The organism is Domibacillus tundrae (assembly GCF_000970675.1).
Taxonomy (GTDB): domain Bacteria; phylum Bacillota; class Bacilli; order Bacillales; family Domibacillaceae; genus Domibacillus; species Domibacillus tundrae.
This window is the reverse complement of sequence record NZ_LAJA01000012.1, coordinates 45,569-62,130: the sequence shown is the minus strand read 5'-3', so window position 1 is coordinate 62,130 and position 16,562 is coordinate 45,569. Positions and strand designations below refer to the sequence as shown.

The 16,562-nt window shown below is 41.2% G+C and carries 13 protein-coding genes; 10 read left to right on the top strand and 3 right to left on the bottom strand.

The window, feature by feature from the left end; genetic code table 11:
• Positions 1–22 precede the first annotated feature (22 nt).
• From VQ00_RS11570 to VQ00_RS11540, 8 genes are all read left to right on the top strand, one after another.
• Positions 23–838 carry a TerC family protein gene (locus tag VQ00_RS11570; protein ID WP_046180300.1) on the top strand — a complete coding sequence of 272 codons (816 nt, stop codon included), beginning with the start codon at positions 23–25 and terminating at the stop codon, positions 836–838.
• A gap of 296 nt (positions 839–1,134) precedes the next feature.
• Positions 1,135–2,070, top strand: a complete 936-nt coding sequence (locus tag VQ00_RS11565; protein ID WP_046180299.1) for an ABC transporter ATP-binding protein — start codon at positions 1,135–1,137, stop codon at positions 2,068–2,070.
• Positions 2,067–3,584, top strand: coding sequence for an osmoprotectant update ABC transporter permease/substrate-binding subunit OpuFB (gene opuFB / locus VQ00_RS11560; protein ID WP_046180298.1), 1,518 nt, complete (start codon positions 2,067–2,069; stop codon positions 3,582–3,584). Before VQ00_RS11565 ends, opuFB begins: the two co-directional genes overlap by 4 nt.
• Positions 3,585–3,942: 358 nt before the next feature.
• Positions 3,943–5,943 (top strand): sensor histidine kinase, encoded by a 2,001-nt coding sequence (locus VQ00_RS11555; protein ID WP_052728494.1) that lies wholly within the window; start codon positions 3,943–3,945, stop codon positions 5,941–5,943.
• A gap of 12 nt (positions 5,944–5,955) precedes the next feature.
• Entirely contained in the window at positions 5,956–6,300 is a 345-nt protein-coding gene (locus tag VQ00_RS19180) for a sensor histidine kinase (RefSeq protein ID WP_342667017.1), read from the top strand.
• Positions 6,293–6,952 (top strand): response regulator transcription factor, encoded by a 660-nt coding sequence (locus tag VQ00_RS11550; protein ID WP_046180297.1) that lies wholly within the window; start codon positions 6,293–6,295, stop codon positions 6,950–6,952. The genes VQ00_RS19180 and VQ00_RS11550 overlap by 8 nt, the downstream gene beginning before the upstream one ends.
• 439 nt (positions 6,953–7,391) lie before the next feature.
• Positions 7,392–8,933, top strand: coding sequence for a sensor domain-containing diguanylate cyclase (locus tag VQ00_RS11545; RefSeq protein WP_172645573.1), 1,542 nt, complete (start codon positions 7,392–7,394; stop codon positions 8,931–8,933).
• A 27-nt stretch (positions 8,934–8,960) separates the two neighbouring features.
• Positions 8,961–11,102, top strand: coding sequence for a sensor domain-containing protein (locus tag VQ00_RS11540; RefSeq protein ID WP_082091545.1), 2,142 nt, complete (start codon positions 8,961–8,963; stop codon positions 11,100–11,102).
• Between the two features lie 113 nt (positions 11,103–11,215).
• On the opposite strand, the gene VQ00_RS11535 is transcribed toward VQ00_RS11540, so the two are convergent.
• Positions 11,216–12,133: a CHAD domain-containing protein gene (locus VQ00_RS11535; protein WP_172645572.1), complete on the bottom strand. Its 918-nt coding sequence runs from the start codon at positions 12,131–12,133 to the stop codon at positions 11,216–11,218.
• A 192-nt stretch (positions 12,134–12,325) separates the two neighbouring features.
• Between VQ00_RS11535 and purT the strand changes: the two genes are divergently transcribed.
• Positions 12,326–13,492 carry a formate-dependent phosphoribosylglycinamide formyltransferase gene (gene purT / locus VQ00_RS11530; RefSeq protein WP_046180294.1) on the top strand — a complete coding sequence of 389 codons (1,167 nt, stop codon included), beginning with the start codon at positions 12,326–12,328 and terminating at the stop codon, positions 13,490–13,492.
• A 35-nt stretch (positions 13,493–13,527) separates the two neighbouring features.
• On the opposite strand, the gene VQ00_RS11525 is transcribed toward purT, so the two are convergent.
• Together VQ00_RS11525 and VQ00_RS11520 are read right to left on the bottom strand one after the other, a co-directional pair.
• Positions 13,528–13,950 (bottom strand): hypothetical protein, encoded by a 423-nt coding sequence (locus VQ00_RS11525; protein ID WP_046180293.1) that lies wholly within the window; start codon positions 13,948–13,950, stop codon positions 13,528–13,530.
• A gap of 90 nt (positions 13,951–14,040) precedes the next feature.
• Positions 14,041–14,613, bottom strand: coding sequence for an SLOG family protein (locus VQ00_RS11520; RefSeq protein WP_425388378.1), 573 nt, complete (start codon positions 14,611–14,613; stop codon positions 14,041–14,043).
• Between the two features lie 65 nt (positions 14,614–14,678).
• Here VQ00_RS11520 and VQ00_RS11515 point away from each other — a divergent pair, with 65 nt between their 5' ends.
• Positions 14,679–16,559, top strand: a complete 1,881-nt coding sequence (locus VQ00_RS11515) for an ABC-F family ATP-binding cassette domain-containing protein (RefSeq protein ID WP_046180291.1) — start codon at positions 14,679–14,681, stop codon at positions 16,557–16,559.
• The last annotated feature ends 3 nt before the right edge of the window (positions 16,560–16,562 follow it).

Genomic DNA, 16,562 nt, shown 5'->3' with positions numbered 1-16,562 from the left:
CCGGGTGAAAGGAGAAGATTTGATGGATGTTGGCTTATTATTGGAGTACGGCTGGGTTCTGATCATTTTAATCGGACTGGAAGGAATATTAGCTGCGGATAACGCTCTTGTTATTGCCACAATGGTGAAACATTTACCGCCCGCGCAAAGAAAGAAAGCTTTATTCTATGGTCTTGCTGGAGCATTTATTTTTAGGTTTGCCTCCTTGTTTATTATTTCGTATTTAGTTCACATTTGGCAGGTGCAGGCAATTGGCGCCCTGTATTTGTTTGGTATTGCTCTTTATCATTTAGTAAAGAAGTTTGTGCTAAAAAGCCATTTAAAGAAAGAAGAAAAGGACAAAAAGGGTTCTGGTTTTTGGATGACTGTTATCAAGGTGGAGCTGGCGGACATTGCATTTGCCGTTGATGCGATTCTGGCCGCTGTGGCATTAGCCATTACGCTTCCGGGGACAAACCTGCCGACAATCGGCGGGCTGGATGGCGGTCATTTTGCGATCGTACTTGCCGGTGGAATCATTGGACTCGTTATTATGAGATTTGCGGCCGGATATTTTGTGATTTTGCTGGACCGGAAGCCCGGTCTCGAAACAGCGGCGTTTCTTGTTGTTGCGTGGGTAGGGGTGAAACTCGGCGTTTATGCCTTATCTCATCCAGAGCTGGCCATTATATCAGAAGACTTCGGAAAAGGAACAACATGGAAAATGTTTTTTTGGTCGGTCCTTCTCCTGATCGGCGTAGGGGGCTGGTTCCTTTCGAAAGATAAACCGCCTAATGATTTGAAAGAAAAGGAAGAAAACGAAGAAGTATTAAAAGAAACCAACGTGTTAAAAAAATAAAAGAAAAATAACTATTACTTAAAAGTTCATACGTGATTAGTATGAAAAAAGAAAAAGACGAATACTAAAATTTTTAAAAAGCTTATAGACCGCCGACAATATGGGCTGAGTCTATAAGCTGATTTTTTTTATTAGGCTTATTCCGACTTATAGTTCCACTTCGTTTAGAATTGTTCTATTATTGACTTGATGGCAGCCACTTAAATAAGGTGGTTCTTTTTGACGCGAAAATGTACCAGATAAGCATAGGAGTGATTTCAAAAGGGTAAAAAGGGATAGGAATGGAGTGTGATAATATGATTCAGTTTGACCAGGTGGAAAAGAAATACCCGGATGGCACCCAAGCGGTCCAGCAACTTGACTTAATCATTAAAAAAGGAGAATTTTTCATTTTAATTGGACCAAGCGGCTGTGGGAAAACGACGACGCTGAAAATGATCAACCGGCTCATTCCAATTTCTGACGGCACGCTGCGGATTGACGGAAAAAAAATCAGCGAATTTGATATTCACGAACTTCGCTGGAACATCGGCTATGTCCTGCAGCAAATCGCCCTGTTTCCACATATGACGATTGCGGAAAACATCGCGGTCGTTCCAGAGATGCGCAAGTGGAACCGCTCGAAAATCAGCCGCCGCGTCGATGAGCTGCTTGAGATGGTCGGCCTTGAACCATCCGTTTATCGAAACCGGAAACCGTCTGAGCTCTCGGGAGGCCAGCAGCAGCGAATAGGCGTTATCCGGGCGCTTGCAGCCGATCCGGAAGTGATTTTAATGGATGAACCCTTTAGTGCGCTTGACCCGATCAGCCGGGAAAAGCTGCAGGATGACCTTTTAGAGCTGCAGCGTAAAATTCAAAAAACAATTGTGTTCGTGACACATGACATGAAAGAAGCCATCAAGCTCGGTGACCGTCTTTGTGTAATGAAAGATGGCAAGGTTGTCCAGGTCGGTACGCCCGAAGAAATTATCGAACATCCGGTGAATGATTTTGTGAAAAGCTTTATTGGTTCGCATGACCGGATAGAAGGCAGAAAAGTAAAAGAAGTAGTGGTGCAATTTCCAATTGGACTAAAAGAAGGACGGACGATTTCTGCAGGCGCACCGATTAGTGAAGCGCTCCAGCTGTTAGCGGAAACGGACGTCCTAATCATCGAAGAAAATGGACAGCCAATCGGCTCCGTGACGAGGGAAACTATTATTCAGTTTCTTGCCGGGGAGGTGCGGGCATGAATGGGCTGACAACCGTTTTTTTCGAGCGGAAAGAAGAATTACTCGCAGCACTTCTTGAACATATTCAAATTTCATTTATTGCTCTTTTTTTCGCGGTTTTAATCGCGATTCCACTTGGCATTTATTTAACGAGAAAGCAAAAAGCGGCGGAAAGCATTATCGGGATTACAGCCGTTATGCAGACGATCCCGTCTTTGGCGCTGCTTGGTTTGCTTATTCCTCTTTTCGGCATTGGAAAGGTTCCCGCTATTATCGCGCTTGTTGTCTATGCATTGCTGCCGATTTTGCGTAATACATACACGGGTATTAAAGAAGTTGATCCTTCTTTAATTGAAGCGGCACGGGGAATGGGGATGAACCAAAAACGCCGGCTTATGAAGGTGGAGCTGCCACTGGCAATGCCGGTGATTATGGCGGGAATTCGAACAGCCATGGTGCTGATTGTCGGCACGGCGACACTTGCCGCCTTAATCGGCGCCGGCGGTCTCGGTGATATTATTTTACTTGGTATTGACCGCAACAATACAGCGCTTATCGTTCTTGGAGCGATTCCGGCTGCGCTGCTGGCGATTTCGTTTGATATTCTATTACGCCGATTTGAGACCCTTTCCTTTAAAAAAGCGGGGGCGATGCTTGGCATTTTGCTTGCTGCCTCACTGCTTGTCATCGTAGGACCGTTTTTCGGAAGGCAGGATAAAGAAATTGTCATTGGAGCAAAACTTGGCACGGAGCCGGAAATTTTAATCAACATGTATAAATTGTTGATTGAGCAGGACACGGATCTTTCGGTTGAGTTAAAGCCGGGACTTGGCAAAACGTCATTTGTCTTTAACGCGCTTGATTCTGGCAGCATTGATCTATATCCGGAGTTTACGGGAACTGCCATTTCGGAATTTTTAAAAGAAACGGCCGAAAGCACTGATTCCCGAGCTGTGTATGAGCAGGCGAGAGACGGCATGAGCGAGCAATTTGACATGACCATGCTTGAGCCGATGCAATACAATAACACATATGCGCTTGCGATTCCAACCGCTTTAGCAGAGCAAAATGACATTCAGACGATTACAGATGTAAAGCAAATTGAAAGCCAGATTAAGGCTGGCTTTACACTTGAATTTTCAGACAGGGAAGATGGTTATCTCGGCATTCAAGAATCGTACGGCATTGATTTCCCATCTGTCGTCACAATGGAGCCGAAGCTGCGCTATCAGGCGCTTCAAAGCGGAGACATCAACCTCATTGATGCATATTCAACAGACAGTGAGCTGCAAGTGTATGACTTAACCGTTTTAGAAGATGATCAAAACTTATTCCCGCCATACCAAGGCGCGCCTCTTTTAATGGAGGAAACGGCAGAAGAATACCCGGAGCTGGTTGAATCGTTGAATAAGCTCGCCGGCAAAATTACCGACGATGAAATGCGTGCGATGAACTATCAAGTCAATGCGGAAAGTAAAAGTGTTGAAGCAACAGCACGTGAATTTTTAGAAAAAGAAGGTCTCCTGCAGGAGTAAACAGTAAATACTGATTGAAAAAAATGCAAGGATACAGTACAGAATGAAAAGCTGCGCAAGACCATCCTGGCGCAGCTTTTTTGTTTATAAACGCATTTTAATCTGCACGAACTCATCGGTCATCCGCTAAATACTCTACTACGGACAATTGCCAAGAAAGACACTTTCAGAAATATTTACCAACTCTATAAATAAGAAAAAACATAGCTTTACTTTTTCGCTATGTTATAACATTAAACCGATATATTTAAATCTAATAAAGATTGGACGGAATTATTGTGCTATGAGCGAATTTGGCTACTTTGCAATATGTATATTATTTTTAATAGGGATAACAATGATGTGGAGAATGAGAAGTTTGGAAAATCAAAAAAGGCTGGGAATGCTTAGCGAGGAGTTGTTGGAAAGTAAACAACAATTGCAAACTGTTTTCAATAATATTGATGTAGCGGTTTGGTGTTATGATGGGCGGTCTCAAAAAATACCTTATACGTCAAAAGGGATGAAGAAGATTACAGGGTATCCATCGGAACAATTTATAGATCGGGAATCTTGGAAAACAATCATTCATCCTGATGATGTATCCATTTTCGAAGCCTCATCAGGAGATAACAGAAATGGTATTTCGCGTATTAGTGAATATCGAATTATTCATGCCGATGGCCATATCCGATGGATTCAAAATAGGATTACGCCAACAATGGATCTGTCTGGAAAGATCATCCGTTTAGATGGAGTTGTTATTGATATCACCTCAAGAAAAGAGATGGAAACAGCACTTGTCGAGAGCGATGCCAAAAATCGATTCATTGTTGAAAACATAGCTGATTTAAACGGCGTCTTAGAACCAGATGGAACGATACGTTATGCTTTTAGAAAAGGAGCAGGATTTTATAGTGAAGGTGTAGAGGGTGTTTCACTATTTCAATTTATTGACCCAGAAGATCTTAGTTATGTTCAAGAAATATTTTCTAACTTGACGGAGAAAAAAATCAACCAGCTGTTTCAATTTCGATTTGTTCATGCGGAAGGCTATTCTGTATTTGTAGAATGCATGGCGACGCCTGTTCTTAATCATGACGGGGAAGTTGAAAGTATTGTAGCTGTCGCAAGGGACGTGACGGAAAAAGGACGAATGGAAAAGGAATTGAAAGAAAGTGAAGAGCTGAACCGGCTTCTTGTTGAACTTTCACCGGAAGCGATTATTTTTCATTATGATTATAAATGTATTTATATTAATTCAGCTGCTCTTGTATTTATTGGCGCTTCAAGTGCAGAAGATATTATAGGACGGTCTATCTTTGATTTTATTCACCCCGATTTTCAAAAAATGGCGAATTCCCACTTGAAAGGAGTATACGAGCAGCAAACCGGTACGTCTCTTATTGAACTTAAAATGATCCGCAAAGATCAAACGGTTATAGATGTAGAGGCTATCGTTACGCCTATTTCATACATGGGCAAAAACGCTGGTTTCTCGCTAATTCGGGATGTAACAAAACAAAAAAAAATGGAAGAAGAAAGGAATCGCGCAGAACAAAAAATTCGAGAAAGTGAAGAACGCTATTCCTGCTTACAGACAAGCCTGGACCGCTTTTCGCATGATCTTTTTGGGATTATGAAGGTATCTGAACTTAATCGCCGTTTTGTAAAAGAAGTGCAGAACGTGATTAAAATAAAACATGTCAGTGTCATTGAAGTACAGGAGGATAAGACATTTATAACAAAAAGCGGCAATTCTGATCTACAACAAGAACTGCAGGGAGATATTGGAACACTTCCGATAAGTAATCTTCCAGTAAACGAACTTATCGAAACATTAAACGGCTACGTATTAAAAATTGGTGAAATTAGCGGGAAAAACTATTTACTTTACATTGGGGGAAAACCTGAATCTTTAACGTTCTCATCAAAGAAAGTGTGGCTTAAGACGGTAAGCCGGTATATTAACGTTTTATATGACAATTTCCGGCTGATTGAAGATTTAACGAAGGAGCTGGATACGATCACCTCTAATCAAATGGCTCCCGCTTGGCTTTTGCGTCTATTATTTAAATTGTCTGAAAATGAAAGAAAGCATTTATCTCAGGATTTGCATGATTCTGCGCTGCAAGAGCAGATTATCTGGTATCGGAAGCTTGATCATCTATCGACAGATCCACTTATTCCCCCACAGATGCGGGAACAGCTGCAGCAAATTGTGCAGGGCTTATTAGATGTCATTTATCAAATACGCATAACGTGCAATGAATTGCGGCCGCCTATGCTTAAAGAGGAAGGACTCATTTCATCCTTAGAGGCGTTATTTGAATTTACTCAATTGCGGGCTAATTATTCTATTCAGTTTGATAAGGTCTAGTTTTATCATACGCTGACGGACGATCTGTTAATTGGCTTATATCGTATCGTCCAAGAGCTTTTAGCGAACGCCACGAAGCATTCCGGTGCAGCAGAAGTTCACATCACACTTGCGAGCTATCCCGATCGAATTAAATTGGTCTACCGAGATGATGGAATCGGAATGGATGTAAAAGGGATAGAAGACTCCTTTAGCAGTATGGGGGTATATGGAATGAAAGAGCGAGTGCGCAGTATGGACGGGAAAATTGACTTCCATTCCCTGCCTAATAAAGGGCTCACCATTTCCATTTCACTGCCATCACTTTTAGGAGGGGGCCACACCACTCTTACCCAGGGAGGGTTCGATCATGATTGAGATTTTACTGGTTGACGATCATCCAACCGTTATGGAAGGTACAAAAATGCTCCTGGAACAGGAAGAGGATATAAAAGTGTCTTTGGCGTATTCGGGCAATCAAGCACTCGAGATGGCAGGTACGCAGCAATTTGACATTATGTTATTCGATTTGCATATGCCGGACATTAATGGAATTGACCTTACAAAGCAAGTATTAACCCTGAAGCCAAATGCAGTCATCTTAATTTACAGCGGCTTTGAATTTAAAAACCATTTTAACCTGCTAATTGAATCTGGTGTATCCGGCTTCGTGCAGAAAACAGTTAATAAAGAACAGCTTGTCAGAACCGTTCGGTGTGCTTTGAAGGGTGAAGTAATTTTGCCGCTTTCTTTAGTAAAACAACTGAGAAGAACCACTCTTCATGTGTCGGATGTAAAAAAAGAAATTGATGTGCAGGCGATAAGTAACAAAGAATATAAGATATTAAGAGAAATATCCAAAGGAAGGAGCAATAAAGAAATTGCGGATAGTTTATTAATGAGCCAACGTTCATTAGAATACAGCTTAACGAATATTTTTCAAAAATTAAATGTGAAATCGCGCATTGAGGCAGCAATGAAGGCTAAGGAAACCGGACTATTATCTGACCAGGACATTTCCCCGCTTTAACATTCATGGGGCCTTCAAAACAGATATTGCTTTTAACAGCATGCTCTCCCGTACGCCAGCTTGGTGGTGCGGGATTTTTAACCGCTTTTTATCATTCTTCAAAAATCGACAAAAACTGCGTGGTACCGCAAAAAGAATTGCGCCATCCCGCCAATGATTTTCGGTTACGAAAGTCCTGCTTCAATATATAATTAAATCAGCTTATTAAAAGGAAACTGTAGCAATGGCTCATTCTTTTATTGAACTCGCAGAAGAACTGGATCATTCTACCCTGGTTTTTAAAGTAAGTTGATTTGCCATATGAAAAAATATGAACCCCAGTCCAAATATGGATTGGGGTTCATATATAAAAATAAAAGAAATTGAATGGATGATAGCAATTGAGTTAACTTTGCAGGAAATCTGCTGTTTTTAATTCTATAACAGGGATGGGTGAAAGGTGAAGAGATACAAAGGAATGACGCTTCGGTTCATGATTGGTGTATTAGTACTGGTTTCTGCGTTGTTAACAGCAATAGTAGGCGGTTATTCGGCTTTTAGTTCAACACGAAACTCATTGGCATTAAATCATTTGGAGAACAACTATCAATATGCCAAAAAGATTTCATCAGAAACCCATATATTATTAACCAGCATGCAGGAGAATATGAATTTTATTGCAAATAACGCTCAAGAACAAACATTAACACAGAAAGAAACAGACCTTTTGCTGCAGGCGAATAAACAGTATTTTAATTCAATTTTTTTCGCTGATTCAAATCGGGTGATTCAACAAGTTAGCCCAACTGGTTCAGGTTTGGCCGTAGGGACCCAGTTAACTTCCGAAGTATCGATTGAGGCAGTCGAGTTGAAGAAACCATTTATTTCAGACCCTTATTTGGCGACATCAGGAAGGCTTATTCTCCTCGTTTCTTCTCCTGTTTTTGATAAAGAAGGAACATATAAAGGATTTGTAGGCGGAACGATTTATTTAGAGGAAGACAATGTGTTAAGCAATATGCTGAATGAACACTTTTATGGAAACGGCTCCTATGTGTATGTGGTCGACAGGCAGGGCCATTTAATCTTTCATCCAAATAAGAAGCGCATCAATGAATTTGTATCTGGAAATGCCATCATTCAAAAAGTAATATCAGGGAAAAGCAGCTTCGAGCAAACAAAAAATTCATTAGGAACTGAATATTTTACTGGATACTCCTATGAAAAAAGCAGTGGCTGGGGAATTGTTTCTCAAACGCCTGTTTCAGTATTAAAAGAACCGTTGAATAAATTAATTGTTTCAATGATTATGCAAGGGCTGCCATTTCTTCTTTTTATTTTGCTGATAGCATTTGGGGTTTCTTTCATCATTTCAAAGCCTCTTTATCAGCTGGCTAAATTTTCAGAAGATGCGATTGCAGACAATAAAACTGCTCCTCTTGACCGGCCAATCATTCGTTCGAGAGTATATGAAGTGCGCCAGCTTGCCCATCATATCCATAATCATTTTGACCAGTTGAATAGTGAGAATCGAATCGATGGATTAACAGGGATAGCAAACCGCAAGACATTCGAACAGGTCATGCAAGGATGGATTGAAAGCCAACTTCCTTTTTGCCTCATTTTGCTGGATATTGATCATTTTAAAAAGGTGAATGATACATACGGGCATGTAAAAGGGGATGAGGTTTTAGTGTTTACAGCGTCCATTATGCAGAAGTTTTCTAGAGTAGAAGATGTATGCTTCCGATTTGGAGGAGAAGAGTTTGGGATTCTTGTCAAGACAGGAAACATGGAAACAGCAGCCAGTTTAGCAGAACGCTTAAGAAGTGAAATAGAAACAAGTAAAAGTCCTACAGGAGGGGCTGTTACGATCTCTCTTGGTATAGCTGTTTACCCGGAAAATGCCGGGCAATCAACTGAAGTGATAGAAAAAGCGGACTTTGCTCTTTATCAATCAAAAGCAGATGGCCGAAACAAAACAACGATTTATGCAGATTGAGAAAATAGTTCTCAGGAGATGTGATGAATGGAAGAATGGAATGAAACGCCTCACCCATTAAGGAAAGACGACCATTATTTGCGTGATTTTATTACTCAATTAACGGATCATAATGAAAAAAATCATGCTGAACTTTCTTTTTATCAAACCATGTTTCATACGCTGATTGAAAACGCTTCAGTAGGTATGTACATACTAGGAGATGAAACGTATTCATACGTTAATACCTATTATGCTGACCTTTTAGGTTATACAAAATCAGAATTAACAAACGGGGAAGTGCCATTAGATAAAATTATCCATCCAGATGATTTTCCGATGATACAGAAAAAGATTGAAAAAAGGAAATTAAAAGAAAAAATTGAGGGAAGCTACAGAATTCGCAAGCTTAAAAAGGACGGTAGTTTAATTCACACTGAAATTCATTCTACACTGGCAGAGATCGATGGGAATGTTACGTTATTCGGGACTGTTATTGATATTACAGAACGAGTGTTTGCAGAAAATCTGCTTCAGGAAAGCAATGAGCGATACGAGTCCCTCTTTCATAACAGTCCAGATGCTATTTTCACGTTTGATGACGACGGGAAATTTATTCATGCGAACCCTGCTAGTGAAGCGATCACGGGCTATTCAGTAAATGAATTGTTGAAAATGTCTTTCGCGCCCCTCGTTATCCCAGAGGATCTGCCAAAAGCCATTACGCATTTTGAAAAAGCAAAGAAGGGAATATCGAGCAGTTCCGAGATCATTATTACGAAAAAAAATGGAGAGGAAATCCATTTAAACGCTACTCATTTTCCGATGAAAGTAAATGAAGAAATTATTGGCACGTATGGGATCGCAAGAGATATTACGCAAAAAATTCTTCTGGACCAGCAAATGGAACAGCTCGCTTTTTATGACACACTGACAAAGTTGCCAAATCGGAAGCTGTTTGAAGATCGGCTCAGCCAAATGGTTCGTTTTTCAAGTGAGAATGGGCGTTCATTTGCCGTTTTGTTTCTTGATATCGATCGTTTCAAGCTCATTAATGATTCATTAGGCCACCATATTGGCGATGAGCTGCTGAAAATGTTTGCGGAAAGGCTAAAGCAAAATCTCCGAAAAACGGATACGATCAGCCGGCTGTCTGGAGACGAATTCACCATTCTTCTGCCAGAGGTTTCTCAGGAAGAAGCGATTAAATTGGCTGAACATATTAATCAGATCATGAAAGAGCACTTTGATGTTGCCGGGCATTCAATAACTGTAGACATAAGTATAGGGCTGGCTTTTAGCAGCGGTAAAGAAGAAAATAATGCTCAAGAATTGATCAGGCATGCCGATACAGCGATGTATTATACGAAAAAATATAAAAGGAACAGCTATACAATCTTTACGAAAGAAATGGATTTAAAGGCATCCTATAAACTTACCATTGAACGCGATTTAAAGAGTGCCGTTTCAAATAATGAGCTGGAATTATACTATCAGCCGATTATGGATTTAAAAACAGGAAATCTGACGGCGCTGGAAGCGTTAATTCGATGGAATCATCCGGAATTCGGGCTGATCCCGCCAAATGATTTTATCCCTGTTGCCGAGGAAAGCGGCCAGATTATCAGCATTGGGACTTGGGTACTCCAAACCGCCTGCCGGCAAAGTAAAATATGGCAGGATTCAGGAATTCCTTCCTTCAAAGTAGCCGTTAATATCTCGACGAAACAACTGCAGCAGACGGAATTTGTTGATGACGTTTTAACTATATTAGAAGAAACAAACCTAGAATCAAAATGGCTGGAGCTTGAGGTAACGGAAAGCATTTTGCTGGATGACGTAGGATTAATAAAAGAAAGCCTTTTAAAATTAAAACAAGCAGGCATTTCGATATCCATCGATGATTTTGGAACAGGCTACACCTCTTTAAGTTATTTACGGCAATATCCATTTGATAAAGTGAAAATAGACCGCTGTTTTATCGATGATATTAACAATGACTTGAATGGTAAAAGAATTACATCCGCGATCATATCATTAGCCCATAGTCTGGAAATGAATGTGGTAGGGGAAGGGATTGAAGATGAAATCCAGCTGGAGTATTTAAAAGAAGAAAACTGCGATGAAGGGCAGGGATACTTTTTTAACCGTCCTTTGCCTGCTCATTCACTGCCGTTTAACCAACGGTGAATCCCAAAAAGCTGCCTGTAAATAGGCAGCTTTTTAAATCTCATTATGTGAAATAGAAAAAGGCGATTTTCTAGTGAATACCGTCCTTTTTAAAATAAACTCATTACGGTATTTTAATCGTTAGGTTGGGGCAAATCAACATTTTCAATCATCTCTTTTAATTGAATTTTCAGGCTTTTCTTGACATATCCGATGTCTTTTTTTGAAGCATTCAGCTTGTTTCTATATTGTTTCACTTTATTCAGCCAATCCTGCACATCATTTATAGCTCCAAATTGAGTTTGTATTTTTTTATAGTACTCTTTTTCTGAAGTGAAATTTTGATCCATCAGTTCGCTTAATTCCTTATAAATATACCGCAAGGATTTTGATTGGATGCGAACTTTATGCAGTGCCTCGATCGATTTTGAATTTTGTTTTCCATGCATTCTAACTGCTTTATGATAAGCATCAACTTTATGGGAAAAACGCTGTTCATATTCATTGAGTCTTTTTTCTTTTTCAAGCGTCAGAACATAGAAAGCTAACTCTTTCGATAAAAATTGCTCCCAATCATGAAAAAAGTCTGCATTCATAATGAAAGGCATTTGTGACTGGAGCTCTTTTTGAATATTTTTCCGCTTTATCGTTACTTTTTTTACCATTCCTTTATAAATTTTGTTTTCCTTTTCCCGTTTTTCAAATGCCTCAATGAAGACATCTGCTTCCCGGATGGTATTCAGTAACTTGTGAATACGCTTTATTCTAATTAGAACAGAATGTTTTTTCTTTACTTCCAAAAATTGAAGGATTGATTTTAGTTTGCGGCCACTCACACGTGCCTGATGGATGTCTTCTGAATGCCCCACCTTTACACAGCGCTTACAAAAATGTTTATAATCGTTCATTTGTTTTTGAAGCAATGCTTCCCATTGCATCATCCGTTCACCATTTCCTTCATTTAGGCACTCATCACAAATATATTCTTGTTTTATGGGAAGTAATAAATGTTCCCGTTGGCAAAAGAGACATGATTTCCTTTCATTTGTCATTATCTCGTCACCTGCTTTCATATTTTTATTTCTGTTTTCCCGTTTTTTACGAAAAAGCAACAAAACGTTTATTGACGAATAATAGTGTGTTTTTCTCTTAATATGTTCGATGTTTACGTGTTATAATGGGTTCGAATTCATGTTAAAAGCAAAAAGGAACCATAAATAACGGATATTAAGGAGAATGCTTAGATGAATGGATTACAGTCAAAAACAATCATGATGCTCGGATCGGGAGAACTTGGCAAAGAAGTCGTATTAGAAGCGCAGCGGCTCGGGGTGAAGACGATTGCTGTGGACCGTTATGAAAACGCACCGGCGATGCAAGTGGCTCATTCTTCCCATGTCATTAATATGCTTGATGGTACAGCATTACGCGCATTGATTGAGCAGGAAAAACCCGATTACATTATCCCGGAAATTGAAGCGATTGCGACGGAAACACTCATTGAGCTTGAAAAAGAAGGCTTTAACGTCGTTCCTACGGCGAAAGCGACGAATTTGACAATGGACCGGGAAGGCATTCGCCGTTTGGCAAGCGAAACACTGGGATTGCCGACAGCAAAATATGAATTCGCTAATACACTCGAAGAACTGGAAGAAGCGGTACAAAAAATCGGTACCCCATGTGTCATTAAGCCGATCATGAGCTCGTCCGGAAAAGGGCAAAGTGTCTGCCGTTCGTTTGATGATGTGGCATTGTCTTGGAATGCTGCGATGGAAGGCGGACGCGCGAAAAAAACACGTGTCATCGTAGAAGAATTTATTACATTTGAATCTGAAATTACACTGCTGACAGTTCGTTCTGTATCGGGCACCTCATACTGCGCACCGATCGGCCACATTCAGCAGGACGGCGACTACATCGAATCATGGCAGCCTCATAATATGACGGATATACATATTGCGGAAGCAGAAGAGATTGCCAAAAAAATTACTGACGCGCTCGGCGGCTATGGCTTATTTGGTGTGGAGCTGTTTATTACAAAAGACGGCATCTACTTTAGTGAAGTGTCGCCGCGTCCGCATGATACCGGTATGGTGACGATGGTGACGCAGGACTTGTCGGAATTCGCCATTCACATTCGGGCGATTCTTGGGTACCCAATTCCTGCGATCCGTCTTCTTTCACCTGGCGCAAGCCGTACGATAAAAGCGTGGGAGGAACAATCTTCTTACGAGATCAATGGGGTTGAAAAAGCGCTGGAAACACCGGATACGCAAGTGCGTGCTTTCGGAAAACCGGAAACAAAAGTCGGCCGCCGCATGGCAGTCGTGTTAAACGCGGCAGAATCAGTGGAAAAAGCACGCAAGCAGGCGGAACAAGCTGCATCCGTTATTTCTGTGAAATATAACTAAAAAACAGGCTGTCTGGGAAACCCAGGCAGCCTGTTCTATGAAGCATCAGATGTGAGCGAAGCTAAAATCGCTTTTGTTTCCGCTATTTTTTCTTTATTACCCTGCTTCATATAGTCATGAAGCTCACTTAAATAATAGTCGAGTTCTTTATAGTGCACTTCTTTTGAAAGAGCCGCTTTTTTCTTTTCGTGCTGCTCTGCCTGTGTTGTAAATTGAATAGTCCGGTTCAGTCGGGTTAAGACATCATCATCGACAATTTTAGCATAGATAAGCTCCATCGTGTCGCGGTGACGGACGAATGCAAACTGATTATTCGCAGCGGCATGATAAACATTTAAAATCATCGTGCCCCGGTCAAAGCCCCAGAAAATTAAATAGTGCTGCTGTGCCAGCTCATGAACGATGCCTTTTAACTGGTCCTTTGACAAGTGAAGAGACAAGTTTTTATGTTCAATCATACTTGAAACCTCCTTCTGTTAAGTAAGCGTTTTCATCATCTATATTATATGCTAAAAGACCGTATTTGTTCAAGGAATCGAACTGCATAATCACCAGTCCGACCGCTCTTTATCCTGTAATTCTTCCGCTGCAACCTGTAAATCATACATGGAGACTATAAAAATTGGATAATCCCCTTTTTTAGTCCGCTTGTCTGCGGCCTCTTTTAAAAATTTAGGTGACCCTTCTTTTTCTTCATCATAAACAAGCAAAAGCGCCTCCGTGTTGTCTAATGAAAATTCATCTCTTGCCTTAAACTGCCACGGCCCGATGTATGGTTTTTTGGAAACAGCCTGGGCGAAATCCGCCTGGGCGATGATGCTTTTGTAATGTTCCTGCCGCTCTTCCTTCCAGTTTTTCTCCTGTTCCAAAAACGGCATGAGCACGCCGAGCTTCAAGTCAGGAAATTCTTCTTTTAATGAAAAAACAACCTCTGCGCCCCATAATTCAATGCCTGGCTGCCCGCCAATAATCACCCATTGGAGTCCTTCATCGATCAGCGTACGCAGCTGCTGCTCAATCGCATTTTTGATGATAAAAATCCCCGGATGCTTCTGATCCCATATGCCAAGCTCATGGCTTTTATAGCCCGAAAGCAAAATCGTTTTGATCAATTGAACCACCTCGCGTCCATTATACATGGAACAATGGTAAAATGAAAAAAGACCAGCAGGAGAAGGAGAAAACTATGAACGTTTTTACTATAGAAGCATTAACAAAAACATTAGGTGAAAAAACGCTGTTTCACGATATTTCGTTTTCCATTACAGAAGGAGATAAAATTGGTGTTCTTGGCATTAACGGCACCGGAAAATCCACGCTGCTAAATGTGATTGCAGGGCTGGATGACTATGATACGGGAAAAAAAGATCATCCGAATGATTACTCGATTTCGTATTTGTCTCAAAATCCTGAATTTGATGAACGTTTGACGATTATCGATTATATGTATGCAAGCCAGTCGCCGGTTTTTACAGCTATTAAGGAATATGAACTGGCATTATTGAAGCTGCAGGAAAAACCGGAAGACGAAACGGTTCAGCAAGAATTGATGACGCGTCAACAGCGAATGGATGACCTTAACGCATGGGATACGAGCGCCGAAGCAAAAACCATTTTAATGAAACTCGGTTTGCCTGATTTCACCCGTAAGCTGTCTGAACTGTCCGGCGGCCAGAAAAAGCGGGCGGCGCTGGCGAAAACACTTATTGATACATCGGATCTGCTTATTTTGGATGAACCGACTAACCATCTGGACTACGACAGCATCAAGTGGCTGCAGGAGTATTTAAAGAAAGCGCAAAAAGCGGTTTTGTTCGTCACGCATGACCGGTATTTCCTTGATGCAGTGGCCGATAAAATTTGGGAGCTTGAGCGTGGGAAATTATATGAATATAAAGGGAACTATGCAGATTTCCTAGAGTCGAAGGCAATTCGAGAAGAAAATGAATCGCTTGAACAAAGCAAAAAAGAAAGCTTGTTTAAAAAAGAGCTCGCCTGGATGCGAAAAGGCGCCAAAGCGCGGACAACAAAACAAAAAGCCCGCATTCAGCGCTTTGAAACGCTCGATGCCGATGTGAAGAATAAAACGGAAAGCGGGTCGCTCGAAATGGATCTGGGCGGCGCCCGCCTCGGCAAAAAAGTATTAGAATTAAAAAATGTTCAAAAATCGTTTGGCAGCCAGTCTATTTTAGCTGATTTTTCATTTCTCTTTAAACGGGGAGACCGGATTGGCATTGTCGGCCACAACGGCAGCGGGAAATCGACGCTTCTAAACATCATCGCCGGACGCGAAGCCGTTGATGCAGGAGAGCTGGATCTGGGGCAGACCGTGAAAATTGGCTACTACACACAGGAAAATGAGGATATGGATGAAGGCAAACGCATGATTGAGTACATTCGTGAAACGGCGGAATCAATTCAGCTAAAAGACGGCAGCTTTATTTCCGCTGCGCAAATGCTGGAGAAGTTTTTGTTTCCGATGCATACGCACGGCACGCTCATTCGCAAGCTGTCTGGCGGGGAAAAACGGCGTCTTTATTTATTGAATATTTTAATGTCAGCCCCAAATGTCCTGCTTTTGGATGAACCGACCAATGACTTGGACACACAGACGCTGACGATTTTGGAAGAGTACCTCGAGCACTTTCCGGGCGTCGTTGTAACAGTGTCACATGACCGGTATTTTCTTGATAAAGCGTGTCATCAGCTGCTTGTTTTTAAAGGACATGGTGTTGTGGACTATTACTATGGCAGCTACTCTGACTTTCTTGAAGAAGAACAGGAGTCTCCTGCTTTAGAAGAAAAAATGAAAACAGCCGCAGCACCACCGCCCCGTCCGGAACGAAAAAAGAAAATGTCGTACTCGGAAACACGGGAGTGGGAAACGATTGAAGACGACATGGAAGCAGCAGAAAGGCGATTAGAAGAGATCGCTGCTGAAATGGCAACAGCCGGCAGTGATTTTGAAAAATTAAACAGCCTAATGGCAGAAGAAACAGCGTTGAAAGAAAAACTTGATCATATGCTGGAGCGGTGGGAGTATCTGGCCCAAAAAGTGGAAGGATAAAAG